Source organism: Psychrosphaera ytuae, from assembly GCF_017638545.1.
Classification (GTDB): Bacteria; Pseudomonadota; Gammaproteobacteria; order Enterobacterales; family Alteromonadaceae; genus Psychrosphaera; species Psychrosphaera ytuae.
Genome location: NZ_CP072110.1, coordinates 1,039,253 through 1,054,889 on the forward strand (window position 1 = coordinate 1,039,253; position 15,637 = coordinate 1,054,889).

Here is a 15,637-nt window from a genome sequence, read left to right on the forward strand (position 1 = left end):
TTATTTGATTCCATATTGACTTAATTTGGACTTGGCCTGTGCCACATCCTCTTGTATTTGCGAAATTAATTGTTCTATCGATTCAAACTTCTGTTCGTCTCTAATTTTGAATAGAGGCTGAATCGAGATCCTTTGCCCGTAAAGATTGCGGTCAAAGTCAAAAATATGTGTCTCTAGTACCGGCTTAATACCATTCAATGTTGGTTTGTTGCCGATATTCGCCACCCCAAATAAGGTTTCACCTTCTAACCCCACTTGTACGGCAAATACCCCTTTAATTGGTAATACACGACGCTTTACAGCGACATTCGCGGTAGGAAAACCAAATTTTCTACCATTTTTTTCACCGTGGATAACTTTGCCTTTCATTTCAAACGGCTCACCTAACAGTTGTTCGGCCGAAGCAAAGTCAGAAAGCTCTAAGTATTCACGAACAGCGGTGCTACTGGCTCTTTGTTTTGAAAACAAAAATGTCTTACTGTCTTCAACAGTAAATCCCAATTGTTGTGACTGCGCTTTAAGAAGATCAAAGTCACCTGCACGCTTTTGACCAAAACGAAAGTCATCGCCAACAATAAGGTGCTTAACTCCAAGCTTAGTCACCAACAAATCTTGGATAAACGCCAAAGGCGACATAGCCGCAAACTCTTTATTAAAATGAACGACCAACAAACGATCTATGCCCATTTTTTTGAGTTTTTGGTATTTATCTCTGAAGGTTAAAATTCGAGCTGCGGCATTGTCACCCAAAAACACTTCCTGTGGTTGCGGTTCAAACACCATAACCACCGAGGGAACCCCGTGTCGTTTTGACTCTTCGCGCAATTTATCTAAGACGTGCTGATGACCAATATGTACACCGTCAAAATTACCAATCGTTAACACACAATTTTTGTGTTGTTCGGTTAAATTGACAATACCTCGAACTAACTCCATTGAACCTTCAATTTTTAGTTAAAAAACCGACGAATTATAACGGCAATCCCGGGTTAATTACTACCCGGGAATCGCAGATAAAATAAGATAATTCCGATTAATTTGATCATGTTGCTAGGATTGTTCTGATAAGTTAACTCAGCTGTTCACAACTCAGTTGCTCAAGACAAAGTGACGTTTCCTTGCGCCGAGGATAATCAAAGTAGCAAAATAACCAACACCTGCAACACCAATTAAACTAAACAATACTGTCGCTTGCTTCGCAATACCTTGTTCGCCAAGGGTAAATTGTTCTCGTAACAACCACACCGCCGAGGTCATTACTAGGGTCGCAATGATTACTTTAACGATCCAAGTTACAGTCCCAGCAGTTAGACGATAAACACCTTGTTTGTGCAATCCAATGTATAACATAGCAACATTCATTGTTGCCGACATCGCTGTTGCTACGGCTAAACCTACATAACCGTAAAACGGCGCTAACATAAAGTTAAACACTATGTTTGATAACATAGCGATGATGCCTAATCGAACCGGTGTTTTAGTATCTTGTCGAGCAAAGTAACCTGGCGCTAAAACTTTTACGCACATGTAACTTACCAATCCCGAGCTGTAAGCTACGACTGCATAATAAACTTGTTGAGCATCGTATTGGGTAAACTCACCGTGTTTGTAAAGTAAATCGATAATTTGAGGCCCTAATACCATCAGTCCTGCCATTGCAGGAAAAGCCATCAACAACACCATTTTTAACGCCCAGTCCATAGTTTGTTGAAATTTGGCAGGGTCATTGGCACTGTGTAGCCTTGATAGACTTGGCAAGATCACAGTCGCAATACCTATCCCGAATAAACCGAGCGGAAATTCAATCAAACGGTCTGCATAATAAAGCCAACTGATAGAGCCTGTTTCATCAAAAAACGACGCTATCACAGTGTCAACTAATGCATTAAGCTGATGAACACCAACTCCTAACAACGCAGGCAGCATCAGCATACGTATCTTAGTGACGTGCTCGTCATGCCACCCCCACTGAGGTTTAACTAACAACCCTGAACGATATAAAAACGGCAGCTGAAATAAAAACTGGACTAAACCACCGACAAAGACACCCCAGGCAAGTGCATAGGCAGGGTCTGAAAAACTATCAATGAATAAAATGGCACAAGTGATAATTGAAATATTTAGGAACACAGGCGTAAATGCCGCAACCGCAAAGCGGTTATACACATTCAAAATTGCGCCTGACAAAGCAACAAACGTGATAAAAAACAAATAAGGGAAGGTTATTTTTAACAGAACCGAGGCCAGTTCAAAGTTATCTGCGTGCTTACCATCGTTCAGCCAATCAATAAACCAGCCCGTACCAAATATGATGACCACCAGCGGAGAAGCGATAACCGCAAACAAAGTGAGCAATAGGACAATTACCCCCAAAGTACCCGAGACTTTGGCAACTAATACCCGAACCTCATCATCACCGTGTTTTTCTTTTACCTCAGAGAGTACAGGTACAAACGCTTGTGCAAATGCCCCTTCGGCAAACAAACGACGTAAGAAATTAGGAATGCGATTGGCAAAGAGATACACGTCCGCATTAGCCCCAGCCCCGACAAAGGTTGCGATAACCACATCGCGAACAAGTCCCAAAACCCTTGATATCAAGGTCATAAAACTAACGATGAGACTCGATTTTAAAAGCGCCACTCCATTTCCTTCAAATTGCTGTATAATACCAGCCGTATAGCTTGCCAGAGTTTGACCGATTTATAAATTAGCTTTTACGATAAAATCGTTTGACAAAAGCGAGTGAAAAAGGCACACTCTGCGGCCTTAAAAAACCGGTTAATCGAATTAAAAAAGTTTAGGAGTCAGCCTTGGCTAACATTAAGTCTGCTAAGAAACGCGTTATAACTTCTGAGAAGGCTCGTCGTCACAATGCAAGCCGTCGTTCTATGATGCGTACATTCATGAAAAAAGTTGTATCAGCTATCGAAGCTGGTCAGAAAGAAGCTGCACAAGAAGCATTCGCTGCTTTAGTACCAGTTCTTGACCGTTATGCAACTAAAGGTCTTATCCACAAAAATAAAGCTGCACGTCATAAGAGCCGTTTAAACGCTCAAATCAAAGCACTTTAATTTTGGTGAAAGCCTAATATAAAAACCGGAGCATGCTCCGGTTTTTTTGTGTCTGTATATTGCGTTTTTAATAAACCGCTAAAACGTTCAATACGGCCGCCACTAACATCATAGAGTAAGTAAGAACGCCTCCGAGTAATCGAGCTGCCGACGTACCAGCGCTTTTTCCTAGGCCCATAGCGTGCAACACACGGCCAATAAGTAATGCCGTACCTAGTACATTCAAAATCCAAGAAGCCGTCTGATTAATCTCTAAAAAAACCAATAAAATCAGTGCCAATGGGACATACTCAGCAAAGTTAGCATGGACACGTATGGCACGGTGTAATTCATTTTGCTCACCATGGCCAATGCCAATTTTAAATTTTAACCTCATCCGAATAATTCGAAACGACAGTGCTACATAAAAAAGCGCTAACAAGCCTGCATATAGTGCAGTGTATTGAATCGTCATATCTATTCCTTTTTATAGCTCAGCGAAGCCTGCTATTTTTGTTATTTTAAAATGAATGCCTTTAACTCTTAATGTACGCCCTTTTCGAATTAGATAAAAGCGCACTAGGTCATAAACAAAAACGCCACCTTAAAAGGTGGCGTTTTGAGAAGCTTAGTTAGCTTTACGCTAAAATTTCAGCAAGCTTTTGGCTCACTTTATCAACTGGCTGCGTGCCGTCGATAGTAGCAAACTGAGTGTTACCCGCTTCGGCTTCTGCCTTATAGTAAGCGACCAATGGCTGAGTTTGCTCGTGATAAACGCCTAAACGCTTACGTACTGTTTCCGGTTGATCGTCATCGCGAATAACCAGCTCGTCACCTGTTTCGTCGTCTTTACCGTCGATTTTAGGTGGGTTATAAACGATGTGGTAAACACGACCTGACGCAGGGTGAACACGACGGCCAGCCATGCGATCTACGATGACTTCGTCTGGTACATCAAACTCAAGGCAGTAGTCAACGCTGATGCCGTTTTCTTTCATTGCATCTGCTTGAGGAATCGTACGAGGGAACCCGTCTAACAAGAAACCGTTTTCGCAGTCTGCTTTAGCAATACGCTCTTTTACTAAGCCAATGATAAGATCGTCAGAAACTAATTGTCCTGCGTCCATCACTTTTTTTGCTTCAAGGCCCAGCGGAGTGCCTTCTTTGATTGCGGCGCGTAACATGTCGCCAGTAGAAATTTGTGGAATACCAAACTTGTTCATCAAAAACTGTGCTTGAGTTCCTTTACCGGCACCTGGAGCGCCTAATAGTATAATCCGCATGAACTGTTCCTCTGCAAATCGGTTCTAATTATATAATATTTTTCTAGTCAGAATCTTGGCACATTAGGCCTTTGATAACAAGGCGAAGTGGTAAGGATTCATTAACGTATTCGTGAATTTTACTTTGCATGAACAAATTTTAGACATAAAAAAAGAGGTGTATAACACCTCTTTTCAATTTTAGTCTGACTATTTTGCCAATGACATCATCAAGTTGTTTAGACGCTTAACAAAAGAACCTGGGTCTTTAATAGTTCCGCGTTCTGCTAATGTCGCTTGGTCAAGTAGTACTTCAACCCACTGCTTGTACTGAGCTTCATCTTGCACTTGGTCAATATGCTTAACTAGTTCGTGCTCCATATTCACCTCAAATACCGGCTTAACATCTGGAACCTCTTGACCCATTTGTTTCATAAGCTCAATCATCTGTGGGCTCATATCAGAGTTATCGGTAACAATACACGCAGGCGAATCTGTTAGACGGTGTGAAACTTTTACTTCTTTGACTTTGTCCGTCAATGCTTCTTTAAAGCGCGCTACAGATGACTCGTACTGTTTATCTGCTTCTTCTTGAGCCTTTTTAGACTCTTCGTCTTCTAAGTCACCTAGGTCAAGATCACCACGAGTTACTGACACTAATTGCTTACCGTCAAATTCGGTTAAGTGAGACATCAACCACTCATCGATGCGGTCGTACATAAGGACAACTTCGATGCCTTTCTTGCGGAAGATCTCAAGGGCAGGGTTGCTAGACGCAGCTTCAAAAGAATCGGCAGCTAGATAATAAATCTTATCCTGACCTTCTTTCATACGCTCTACGTAGTCTGGGAAGCTAACCGATTGTGTTGCATCGTCATTGTGAGTTGATGCAAAACGAAGTAACTTGGCAATTTGCTCTTTATTGGCAAAATCTTCAGCTGGGCCTTCTTTTAACACTTGGCCAAATTCGTTCCAGAATACTTGGTAGTTTTCTTTGTCATTTTTGCCCATGCGCTCAAGCATTTTTAATACGCGAGAGGTACATGCCTTGCGTAAGCTCTGAGTGACCTTGTTGTCTTGTAAAATTTCACGAGAAACGTTCAAAGGCAGATCATTTGAGTCAATCAGACCTTTAACAAAGCGTAGGTACGTCGGCATAAATTGCTCGGCGTCGTCCATAATAAATACACGCTGAACGTATAGCTTTAAGCCGCGTTGCTTATCGCGGTTCCACAAATCAAATGGCGCACGCTTAGGAATGTAAAGTAACGAGGTATATTCACTGCTACCTTCTACCTTGTTGTGTGCCCAAGTTAGCGGATCTTCAAAGTCATGGCTGATGTGCTTGTAAAACTCTTTGTAGTCTTCGTCTTTAAGCTCAGACTTATCAAGTGTCCATAGAGCGTCAGCTTTGTTAATAACTTCCCACTGACCTTCTGTCGCTTCGATTTTCTTGCCGTCCGGACCTTCCGACTCTGGAGTGCCCTCTTTCCACATTTCCACAGGTGTGGAGATATGGTCTGAGTATTTTTTGATGATAGTGCGAAGTTTAAAGTCGTCCGCAAACTCTTTTTCATCGTCTTTTAAGAAAAGCGTGATTTCTGTACCACGAGATTCTTTGTTAATCGTCTCAACAGTGTATTCGCCTTCACCTTCACTCGTCCACTCAACGCCGTTGTCAGCTGAATCACCAGCTTTACGCGAACGAACAACAACTTTATCAGCAACAATAAACGCTGAATAAAAACCGACACCAAATTGACCGATAAGTTGAGAGTCTTTAGCTTTGTCGCCAGTTAGGTTTTTGAAGAAGTCGGCTGTACCAGACTTAGCGATAGTACCTAAGTGGTTTGCAGCGTCTTCGGCGTTCATACCAATACCGTTATCGTCGATAGTTACGGTATTTTTATCTGCATCAAAAGAAACACGAACGCGTAAGTTAGCGTCGTTTTCGAATAACTCGCCGTTAGACAAGGCTTCAAAGCGCAATTTGTCTGCCGCATCAGCCGCATTAGAAATAAGTTCGCGAAGGAAGATCTCTTTGTTCGAATACAAAGAGTGGATCATAAGTTGTAATAATTGTTTTACTTCGGTTTGAAAGCCGTGAGTTTGTTTACCTTGAGTGGCTGCTTCTGCCATGGTCAGGGTCTCCTATTAAGTTAAACATCACTGAGTGTTATTCGGTAATGACAACTAAATAGGAATAGCCTGAGAGGTTTTCAAGGCTAATTTTACAAAACCTTAAAAAAAACCTGTGAATTTGAATTGGTTGCACAAAGCATGAACAATCAAATGGTTAGTTAAAACTGCTTTCTGCCCATTAGAGCGTGACTAATGGTTGAGGTATCAACCATTTCGAGCTCGCCACCCACCGGAATACCATGGGCAATTCGAGTAATAGCGACATTGTTAGATTTACAGATATCAGCAATATAATGAGACGTGGCCTCACCTTCGACCGATGGATTAAGGGCTAAAATAACTTCTTCTACGCCACCTTGAGACATCAAAGACTCTAACTCACTTAAACCCAACTCACTCGGACCAATACCATCAATTGGAGAAAGCGTCCCGTGTAACACAAAATAACGCCCCGAGTACTGACCACTATTTTCCACCGCAGCTAAATCTGACACCGTCTCCACAACGCATAATAGATTTTGTTGCTCGCGTCTTGGGTTGAGGCAAATGTCACATAGATCGTTTTCGGTGTAATTGCGGCAAGACTGACATTGGCCCACTTCGACCATTACCTTGTTGAGCGTCGCAGCTAAGTCGATACCCGCTTGGCGCTTGTGTTGCAACAGGTTATAAGCCATACGTTGTGCAGTTTTAGGGCCAACACCTGGCAAACATTGGAGCTCATCAATTAACTTTTCTAACAACGAAGTTTGCACATTTCACCTTAAAAACAAACCGCCTAACAGAAGTGATCATTTTGCCTCTTTGTCTGCACAAACGCAATGTCATAAACGCTATGCGAATTGACTTATGGCTGTATTTTTAACGGTCAATTAGCCTTTAAAGCCTCTTCAAAGTAATCGCACTGTCACTATATGTAACAGGATATTTCACCTAAAATTTCGATGTTTCAAATTTGCTCCGGCAAACATTTCTTTTCTCAAATGAATTAGCCTTCTCTAATGCTCAAAGCCATTATATTAAGTTACATTCGGTAAGAACCTATGTATGGAAATTCCCCAAGACTCGTCCAGTATTAAAGGGCTTTTAAAAAGCAGATAGGAGAGCACCATGATCAAATCCAATATTTTGTTGGTAGGCGCCGTATCCCTACTTATGTCCACCTCAGTTTTGTCTCAAGAAAAACAATATGTAGCTGCAGATGACAGCCCCGAAACCAGACTCTGTGTAACCGCAGCAGATGGCACAATTAATAAATTTCGACGCCAGGTTCACAACTACGGTCTCCAAGGCCCACTTGCTATAAAATACCGATTTGTCGCAAATAAAGTGTATTGCAATGGCTTTAATATTACTCAGTTTGCCGAAGATGCAGGAAATGACGTAGTCGCTATGAAGCTTAAGCAGTATCGGAAAAACACAGTTTATATTTACGATATCGCCAAAGTTAATCACGGCAATGTGATCATTAAATAGCGTTAGTTTTGTAGTCAGAAATTAAAGACAAAAAAGCCCATTGTTTTATCAATGGGCTTTTTAATAGATTAAGTGACAAATGCTCTTAGAATGGCATCTTCATGCCAAAAGAAAACAAGCTTTTATTCAGTTATGATAAGTGCTGAAAGCCCATGTTTAGTGGTGGCTAACTTTTCACATAACTCAAAAATAGTTAAAAACACTGATTTTTTGACCCCTATTTGACCCCCGGGTAGTTTACTGCTTAGTTAAGTAATTTAACTAAGCAGTACATCTATATTATGCGTCAAAAATTAGCCCTTTTTCAAAGCTAGAGTCACTTTTGTCAAAACGTTTTACCAATTTGTAATCACTCTCATTTAAGCAATTTGCTAAATCATTATCTACTACAATGATTTGATAAACTTTATTTTTCTTCCTAGAGAGTTTATCAAAATCTATGACCTGTTTATATATCTCTTCATAAATGGTCGGGTCTGATAAATTATCCTCATTATCAGTTGCTCTAGCATATCTTCCGATATTCTGCCCCGGGGTATCTAACATCAAAAATGTAGGCAAATTACCTCCATTTTTAATCAAATACCTTAATCTAGATAAGTATAGATGGACTGACATGATCGTTCTTACTCCACCTGAAGAAATATTGCTGTAAGGTCTTTCACGAAAAACCGGCAAAAACTTCCCATCTACAGAAGAACCATAATTATTAGATAACTTCGAATGTCTCATAAGGTATCTAAATTCTCCAGACAAGCCATTCATAATGTCATCTAAATCATTTAGCTTTTCCTCTACATCTTTGATTGAAGCCCTGATCCTCGAAATAGTTGTTTCCTTGTTGGCAATTTCTTCTGTAGATTCAAGAAGCTTGTTCTTCAATTTAATGTTTTTTTCAATACTAGCTAGTTGAGAGTAAACAACTTTTTTGGTGTTATGAAGTGTATTAATTGATTCGACCAAAGGAGATATCTTTGAAATACTATTCTTGTCAAATTCCCCCCTGATATCCGCTATTGTTAATTCCAATTCTTTTATATCTGCCAGTAAATCGTCCTGCTGGTCATTTAGTGAATTGATTGAGGACTTACAACCTTGAATCCTATTTTTAAGCGACCTATTTTCACTAACCAAGTCAGTTTCACTCAATACTGGCGAGTTAATTTCTAATTTTGATTCACATAAAGGGCAATCAAAAGATAAATCTCTATCGGTTTTTACGCTATGTGCCTTAAATGAACTTGAAGCACTTAAGCATTGAAGGTCGTGCTCATAAGTTGATTTAAGTCTTATGAAATTTTCTAACTTTTTTTTATTTTTTTGATATTTCTTTTTGTTCGAAGTCAAAAGTCCCTCAAATTCATTCAGTTGTTTTCTAAACTCCTGTGAAATTAGGCTAGCCAACCCTTGTTCGTTGCTTAACTTTTTAATTTCGTTATCTATATCTTTGAGGTTACTTCTCAATTCAACCAATTCAGAATCGTTCACATTTAGAGAGTCTGTAGATTTTAAAAACTCTCTTATATTGTCAGCTTTTGTTTTTAACTCATTCAAACGACGAGTATTATTTTGTAACTCTATATTCAACTCAGATAATTGATCATCATGAACACCATATACAAATTTTTGTATTTCAACATTCTTATTTAAAAGAGCCCCGTTGGCTGCATCCATAAGATTCTCACTCGCAACTTTTTTTTGTTTCAAATAAAGTAACTTCATGAGGTCTCTGAAACTAAGTCTGTATGCAGTAGCATCATCTCTCAACTTGGACTCTTTAATCTTAACTTTCGGAATATTAAGCTTTTCCAATATTAAATCTGAAATCCATCCATCAGGTTGTTCCACGGTCACACTTGGACTACATAGCTTTGGATAAATTGAATCAATCTCGCTATACGCTGAATTGTAGACCTTGATAAGACTATCATCATGGTGCAATACCCGCTCAAACGTAGTAATACTTCCATTTAAATCAGTTTCTAAATAAGCAACTCGGCCTTTACTTTTGATTTCATCATAATCAAGTTCGGTTCCTTTTCCACCTAGGCAATAATCAATTAGGTTCAAAATACTCGATTTACCAGAGTCCATGTCTCCCCAAATAATATTGAGACCTTGTTCAAATTCACATTGGTATGTCTGCTCAATTCCTTTTATTAAAATTTTATTTACAACTAAATAAGAACTTTCCATCGCTATGCTTCCAGTAATGCTTTGGTTATCAGAGATTCACTTTTTCCTGATATTGACTTTATTACCTTAATATTTTTGGACAAATACTGAGGAACAGATTCATTTATGACTTTTGATAAGTCAGAGGCCATATTTCCTAAAACAATATATTTAGATTCTTGTTTTTCGATTTTTAAATAATTTCGGTTACACATATAAGCTACAAGTAAAGCAGCTTCTCTTAAGCCATCTGCATCAAAAATTTCTGATGAGTCATCGTAAAATACATTTTTCAAGTAGTTTATTTTTTTATCGTTTAACTTTCTGGAAACAATATCTAACTTTTTTGGCGATAAACACGTCAAAATTAGTAACTTAAGCTTTTCAATTGTTAGCAACTTTTTGCCATTCTTATTCTCGGCAAAGTTCACAACTAAAAAAAGTACAAGCGCCAATTTAAAATCCATTTCCTCTCTATAATCAATCATTTACCAAATCTCTATATGACTCAATATCAGCCAGTGAAACATCCTTAGACCAATTTACAGTTAAATTTTCCTGATTTGCCTTTTGATGAAGAAACCCCTTTTTGTGCATGAAACTCACATACTTAATCGCACAATCTAAGGCATGCTTATCATTAGTCATTATTCGTTCATGAATCTTGCTGACTAGTTCACTGCTAGTTAATGTTGAGCCAGCCCCCGCTATATTTTTATACACACTTAGAACTCTTAAAGTTAGATCTTCAATAATTTTTCTGTCCGATTTTGATGCTTGCTTTTCAATTATCTCAGCCAAGAAAAAGGACTCTTTGGCGTCAGCTATCAGTAAGCTATCCACTTTCGCGAGCATAAGCTTAATGACAAATACTTCTTTATCATAAGAACTACTTTCTTCTGCAAAATTTTCCATACTTGTATTCTTTAATTTTGCTTTAGAAATACAGTCCAATAAGAATTTTCTGACTACTTTACAAACCCTGTCAGAGGCGTCGCTTGGTTTACAAATACTTGTGTGATCGGCTTCCACAACATCAAATGGAAACTTTTTATTGTCATTAAATGGAATTGAGCTAGGAACATCTACAACTTCATCGCTCTTAGCCCTAACATATAGAGTTTTGTCCAATTTAACACCGTGCTCAATCCACTTATCGTTAAGAGCATTATTGTCTCGATCTAGTGGTTTCATTTCTTTGGCATTTATATTAAATGGAGCCATCAAGATCGATGGAATTGAGCCTTTGTGGGGAGTAGCTAGACTACAATAGCCTATTATATCGTGCTCGAGAGCAACTTCATTTTCAATCACATCGACTATCAAATTTTTCGATATAAGCCCTCCCATACTATGGCTTATAAAAATAATATTTGAGTAATCTGAAAGCTCATATTTTACGAAAGTTAATAACTCCTGAGCAATTTCGGCTATAGGTGTATTTTTCTTTATAACCGGAGTCTTGATTTTGAACTTAGATGGGAGGACTTTATTTAATATACCTGCAACAACCTTACTTGCGGGGTTATTTTTGATATTTAATATTTGAGTATGGTAAACGAATTCATGAAAATCTAATTCAGATAACTCTGGGAATGTCTCTAAAAGTTGAGGGAATGAAACTCCTTTCTCATTTACCCAGGTAGCATCGCCCCCTGTAAACCCATGAATAAAAATGACAGCAGTGTTGTTCATATTAACGTACATCCCTATGAATACATTATGGCTTTCTTCACGAAGAGAATGACGATTTGTTCAATAAAGTAGAGTTCCCTTCCAGGGTAACAGTCTGCTTTTTTTTGTATGTGCTTGTCAAGTATAAGAAAATTGTAAAAGAGCATTCAACGCACTGTAATTATATACAGCAAAACAACTTTAACAAGTATTTTTATAAAACACTCTTTTTCCTTTTTAAGGAGCTATATGTTTATGTACGGTAATTTAACCAAAACCACTTCAACCCAATATCTGTATAATAAGCTCCTTCAATAGCACTGCTCCCCTCTGGAAACTTAAACTCTTTATGTACTTTACTTGGATTTAGTACGTCGAAAGGTTTGTTAACTATATAACCAGACTTTTGAAACAACTTAATGAACAAAATTCGGCTTCTCTTTCGAGCTTGGAACACAGCATAAACGTCTGATTCAAAGACTAAGTCTATTTTCTCAAACACAAAATTAAAAGGTTCGTTTTGTCTTCCAGGCACAGGAGGAAGTGTTAAAGTCATAGTAGGTATAACTTCTTTTATGAAGCGATTCACATCAGCTTCTCGCGTAACAGACCTATCTTCAGCAGGCGCAACCTTATCTACCAAGAGTCTAGCTACTGGTGAAAGTTGATTGTAAATATCGTTCATAGAACTAGTCCTTTAATTCATGGCCAACTTAGCAGCCTGTTTCCACATGAAACTCGGCATTTTGGACTTTAGCTTCCACGTTATGTTCATTGGTTGACTGCTAGTGTGAGATACATATTCAACTTCACCGTAATTAACAAAACCGACGGTTTTGCCATATTCATCTTTCGCTTGTTCTCTAACAAACAAAAACAGCCTTTTGTTTTTCATTTTGTGTTCTACATATTCAAGTCCTTTACCTCTGTCAGGTCTTGCAGAGTTCTGGCTTTGCCAATGAAATAGGCTGTCGTTGATTGCGTAGTCGTGATACATAGTGGTTGGAGAAAACTGTTTTTCGTTCTTATTCAGAGTCACAAAAAGAAGCTCAATATTCTGTTCTCTGATGTTGAATACGCCTTCCCTAGAGTTTGGTTGTTTCTCAAACGTTGTTGCACCAAATCCAACTAAGATTTGCTCTCTTGCATAACGAGCGTGTAACTTAATAGGGTGATTACCCATTAAAGGCATATTGTCCTGTTTGTGGTGTATACGTTGAATCAAAAGGTCTGATAAACAAGCTAATTCACTCTCTACGTGAGGCTTAATGAACGAGTTTAAGCTTTCCGCTATTGTGCCAAAACCTGACGCAGGGCCTGACTTTTGCCAATAGTCATAATGCAACATCAAATCATAGATGTTTGCTGTATCTTCTTTAATTTCAAAGCTTGAGTTTGAACGTTGTTTTATATGCGCGAGGTAAAACTGATCATCACAACCCATAAGCCTTGTTCTGATCAATCTGGCTAAGGTTTTAAGCTGGTCTTGTTCTAATTCAATATTTTTGATTACTTCACTTTCAAGACATAACTCCGTCCAACTATGTTTTTTATAAATATCTTCCAAATCAACTTGTGGGTTAATTTTTATGAAATTTGAAAGCGTTAATTCCAAGTTAGACTGAAAATTAAAATTACGTATCAAACCGATAAGACGCTGCTTATTAAGCGTTGCTTGTCGGATGTTATTGAGGATCATCTGCAGAGTTTGTTTGGTCAGCTCTATTCTGCAACCTAGCGGCGCATGTGGAAAACCATTTTTAATTTCATCGCTTATCGAACTCTCCGTTTTCCCTACTACAGCTCTAAACTTTTGTGCAAAATCATAGTTTGAGTTGGCGTTACCGACAAAGTCCAAAATAGTACAAACGTCCTTGTTGTTTGCAAGCCTTAGTCCCCTTCCCAACTGCTGTAAAAAGATTGTTAAGCTTTCTGTAGGACGAAGAAACAGCAAAGTATCAACTTCGGGAATATCGACACCTTCGTTAAAAATGTCCACCACAAATAGGACTTTTATTTTTCCGGCTCGCAAAGCTTGTTGCTTTGATGCCCTATCACTGCTGTTATCGCTAGTAAGAAAGTCGCATTCAATTCCCTTTAGTAGGAATTGCTTACACATATATTCAGCATGTTCTTTTCCAACGCAAAAAGCCAATGCCTTCATGTTGTCTACAGAAGTAATTAACTCCTGAATACTTTGAAAGATCTTATCTACGCGTTGCTGATTGTGGGTATAGAGGTTTGTTAGCTCAGCAATGTCGTATCGACCTTGTTTCCAGCTGATCTGTTTTAGATCCGTATCATCATCAATACCAAAATACTGAAATGGACATAAATGACGACGGTTAATCGCTTCAGGTAAGCGTATTTCAGCAGCAATAACACCACAGAAGTCGTCCAATATATTCGTCCCGTCGTAGCGCTCTGGGGTTGCGGTTAAACCTAATAGTATGTTTGGCTCAAAACGCGATAGAACACCCCTGTAAGAGCTTGCAGCGACGTGGTGTACCTCGTCGATAACAATGTAATCGTAATAACTAGAGTCTAGCTTGAGGCTCTCTAATTGGTTGTTTAAGGTTTGGATTGACGCAAATAAGTGGTCAAATTTTTCAGGTTTATAATTTCCTACGCAAAGCTCCCCAAAATCTGCTTGCTTCAGCACTCCTCTGTAGGCCATTCTGGCTTGTTTAAGGATCTCTTCTCTATGCGCAACAAAGAGAAATTTGGCAGTTGGATTCTTTGCCAAATAACGAGAAAAGTCGAAAGCCGATATTAATGTTTTACCTGTGCCCGTTGCCGCCACGACCAAGTTTCTGTATCGCTTGTGTAGCGTTCGTTCAACTTCAAGTTGCTCCAGTATTTCTTCTTGATGACTAAATGGTTTTAACTCAAAGAAGTGAGCTTGCGCTCCAGATTGCCCGTATTTGGCTTCCTTTAGAGCTGCACTAAGCTTTTCACGACTCTCTATCTTCCCATCAAAAGCTTCGAACTCATTCGAATTCCAGTACGATTCAAATGTATTTAATGATCTTTCTATGATGTGAGGGATCTCTTGTGAAGTGATCTTCAAGTTCCACTCTAAACCACTGGTTAATGCAGAGTGCGATAGGTTGGACGATCCTATATAGCCAGTATTAAATCCTGTATTTCTAACAAATAGATAGCTCTTGGCATGCAACCTTTCTCTTTGTGTGTTGTAGCTAAGTTTTACTTCTGTGTTTGGTAACGACGCTAAGAACTCGACAGCCTTAGCATCTGTGGCCCCCATGTACGAGGTTGTGATTATCTTTAACTTTCTTCCACTTCGAGTAAATTCTTCTAGTTCCTTTCTAAAGATCCTAATGCCTGCCCACTTGATAAATGACACTAACCAATAAATTCGGTCGGATGAAAGGATCTCTCTTTTTAATTCACTTTCTAATGACAAACCAGCATTACTGCCGCAAAACAATTCGCTTTGGGTAAGGCCGGTTAGAGGAAATATGTCTTCAACATACTTTTTAAGGTCAGCGGCAACAGGATTTTCAATTTCATACAATGCAGTCAGTATTTTCCCTTGACCTTCAAGCAGGTTTTCATCGAAAAAATCATCACCTTGAAGTTTATCTTTGAGCCATAAAATCAGTTGATTAGACAGGTCTATTTGTCGCTGCAGTTGATCATCTCCACCAGGTATGGAGTTAATTGTGTGTTCAACAACTCTGTTCAAAAATTTTGACAACCAAACAGCGGCTTCGTCTTTACCTAATTCTCTCTCACCAATATAAAACCTGTCTTTATCCAATCGACTAGATATTAGGTTTGTAATCAGTTGCTCGTATATACCAGTGTGATTCATAAAACGTCCAAATTGCT

The 15,637-nt window shown here is 38.9% G+C and carries 13 protein-coding genes; 2 read left to right on the forward strand and 11 right to left on the reverse strand.

Annotation, left to right across the window (positions count from 1 at the left end; translation table 11 throughout):
• Together ribF and murJ are read right to left on the reverse strand one after the other, a co-directional pair.
• Entirely contained in the window at window positions 1–936 is a 936-nt protein-coding gene (ribF, locus tag J1N51_RS04585) for a bifunctional riboflavin kinase/FAD synthetase (protein ID WP_208832799.1), read from the reverse strand.
• A gap of 153 nt (window positions 937–1,089) precedes the next feature.
• Window positions 1,090–2,607 (reverse strand): murein biosynthesis integral membrane protein MurJ, encoded by a 1,518-nt coding sequence (murJ, locus tag J1N51_RS04590; RefSeq protein ID WP_208833320.1) that lies wholly within the window; start codon window positions 2,605–2,607, stop codon window positions 1,090–1,092.
• Window positions 2,608–2,813: 206 nt separating this feature from the next.
• On the opposite strand from murJ, the gene rpsT reads away from it, so the two are divergent.
• Complete coding sequence (rpsT, locus tag J1N51_RS04595; protein ID WP_208832800.1) at window positions 2,814–3,074, forward strand: 30S ribosomal protein S20; 261 nt, start codon at window positions 2,814–2,816, stop codon at window positions 3,072–3,074.
• 67 nt (window positions 3,075–3,141) lie between these two features.
• On the opposite strand, the gene J1N51_RS04600 is transcribed toward rpsT, so the two are convergent.
• The 4 genes from J1N51_RS04600 to recR all read right to left on the reverse strand — a co-directional run bounded on the left by J1N51_RS04600 (window position 3,142) and on the right by recR (window position 7,212).
• Window positions 3,142–3,528: an MAPEG family protein gene (locus tag J1N51_RS04600; protein WP_208832801.1), complete on the reverse strand. Its 387-nt coding sequence runs from the start codon at window positions 3,526–3,528 to the stop codon at window positions 3,142–3,144.
• Window positions 3,529–3,691: 163 nt separating this feature from the next.
• Window positions 3,692–4,336 (reverse strand): adenylate kinase, encoded by a 645-nt coding sequence (adk, locus tag J1N51_RS04605; RefSeq protein ID WP_208832802.1) that lies wholly within the window; start codon window positions 4,334–4,336, stop codon window positions 3,692–3,694.
• Between the two features lie 189 nt (window positions 4,337–4,525).
• The gene (htpG, locus tag J1N51_RS04610) at window positions 4,526–6,454 is read right to left on the reverse strand and encodes a molecular chaperone HtpG (protein ID WP_208832803.1); all 1,929 of its coding nucleotides are present in this window, start codon (window positions 6,452–6,454) and stop codon (window positions 4,526–4,528) included.
• 161 nt (window positions 6,455–6,615) lie between these two features.
• Entirely contained in the window at window positions 6,616–7,212 is a 597-nt protein-coding gene (gene recR / locus J1N51_RS04615) for a recombination mediator RecR (protein WP_208832804.1), read from the reverse strand.
• A gap of 355 nt (window positions 7,213–7,567) precedes the next feature.
• On the opposite strand from recR, the gene J1N51_RS04620 reads away from it, so the two are divergent.
• Complete coding sequence (locus J1N51_RS04620) at window positions 7,568–7,933, forward strand: DUF3718 domain-containing protein (protein WP_208832805.1); 366 nt, start codon at window positions 7,568–7,570, stop codon at window positions 7,931–7,933.
• A gap of 279 nt (window positions 7,934–8,212) precedes the next feature.
• Here the strand turns inward: J1N51_RS04620 and J1N51_RS04625 are convergent, their stop codons facing one another.
• From J1N51_RS04625 to J1N51_RS04645, 5 genes are all read right to left on the reverse strand, one after another.
• Window positions 8,213–10,129, reverse strand: coding sequence for a hypothetical protein (locus tag J1N51_RS04625; RefSeq protein WP_208832806.1), 1,917 nt, complete (start codon window positions 10,127–10,129; stop codon window positions 8,213–8,215).
• 2 nt (window positions 10,130–10,131) lie between these two features.
• The gene (locus tag J1N51_RS04630; protein WP_208832807.1) at window positions 10,132–10,596 is read right to left on the reverse strand and encodes a hypothetical protein; all 465 of its coding nucleotides are present in this window, start codon (window positions 10,594–10,596) and stop codon (window positions 10,132–10,134) included.
• Window positions 10,589–11,803, reverse strand: coding sequence for an ABC-three component system protein (locus tag J1N51_RS04635; RefSeq protein WP_208832808.1), 1,215 nt, complete (start codon window positions 11,801–11,803; stop codon window positions 10,589–10,591). Before J1N51_RS04635 ends, J1N51_RS04630 begins: the two co-directional genes overlap by 8 nt.
• A 232-nt stretch (window positions 11,804–12,035) precedes the next feature.
• Window positions 12,036–12,467, reverse strand: a complete 432-nt coding sequence (locus J1N51_RS04640) for a hypothetical protein (protein WP_208832809.1) — start codon at window positions 12,465–12,467, stop codon at window positions 12,036–12,038.
• Between the two features lie 12 nt (window positions 12,468–12,479).
• Window positions 12,480–15,620, reverse strand: a complete 3,141-nt coding sequence (locus tag J1N51_RS04645) for a DUF3427 domain-containing protein (RefSeq protein WP_208832810.1) — start codon at window positions 15,618–15,620, stop codon at window positions 12,480–12,482.
• Between the last annotated feature and the right edge of the window lie 17 nt (window positions 15,621–15,637).

Bases quoted from the DNA above. Each gene is read 5' to 3' on its own strand.
- ribF (WP_208832799.1), bottom strand. From the start codon at position 936: ATGGAGTTAGTTCGAGGTATTGTCAATTTAACCGAACAACACAAAAAT.
- murJ (WP_208833320.1), bottom strand. From the start codon at position 2,607: ATGACCTTGATATCAAGGGTTTTGGGACTTGTTCGCGATGTGGTTATC.
- J1N51_RS04600 (WP_208832801.1), bottom strand. From the start codon at position 3,528: ATGACGATTCAATACACTGCACTATATGCAGGCTTGTTAGCGCTTTTT.
- adk (WP_208832802.1), bottom strand. From the start codon at position 4,336: ATGCGGATTATACTATTAGGCGCTCCAGGTGCCGGTAAAGGAACTCAA.
- htpG (WP_208832803.1), bottom strand. From the start codon at position 6,454: ATGGCAGAAGCAGCCACTCAAGGTAAACAAACTCACGGCTTTCAAACC.
- J1N51_RS04620 (WP_208832805.1), top strand. From the start codon at position 7,568: ATGATCAAATCCAATATTTTGTTGGTAGGCGCCGTATCCCTACTTATG.
- J1N51_RS04625 (WP_208832806.1), bottom strand. From the start codon at position 10,129: ATGGAAAGTTCTTATTTAGTTGTAAATAAAATTTTAATAAAAGGAATT.
- J1N51_RS04630 (WP_208832807.1), bottom strand. From the start codon at position 10,596: ATGATTGATTATAGAGAGGAAATGGATTTTAAATTGGCGCTTGTACTT.
- J1N51_RS04635 (WP_208832808.1), bottom strand. From the start codon at position 11,803: ATGAACAACACTGCTGTCATTTTTATTCATGGGTTTACAGGGGGCGAT.
- J1N51_RS04640 (WP_208832809.1), bottom strand. From the start codon at position 12,467: ATGAACGATATTTACAATCAACTTTCACCAGTAGCTAGACTCTTGGTA.
- J1N51_RS04645 (WP_208832810.1), bottom strand. From the start codon at position 15,620: ATGAATCACACTGGTATATACGAGCAACTGATTACAAACCTAATATCT.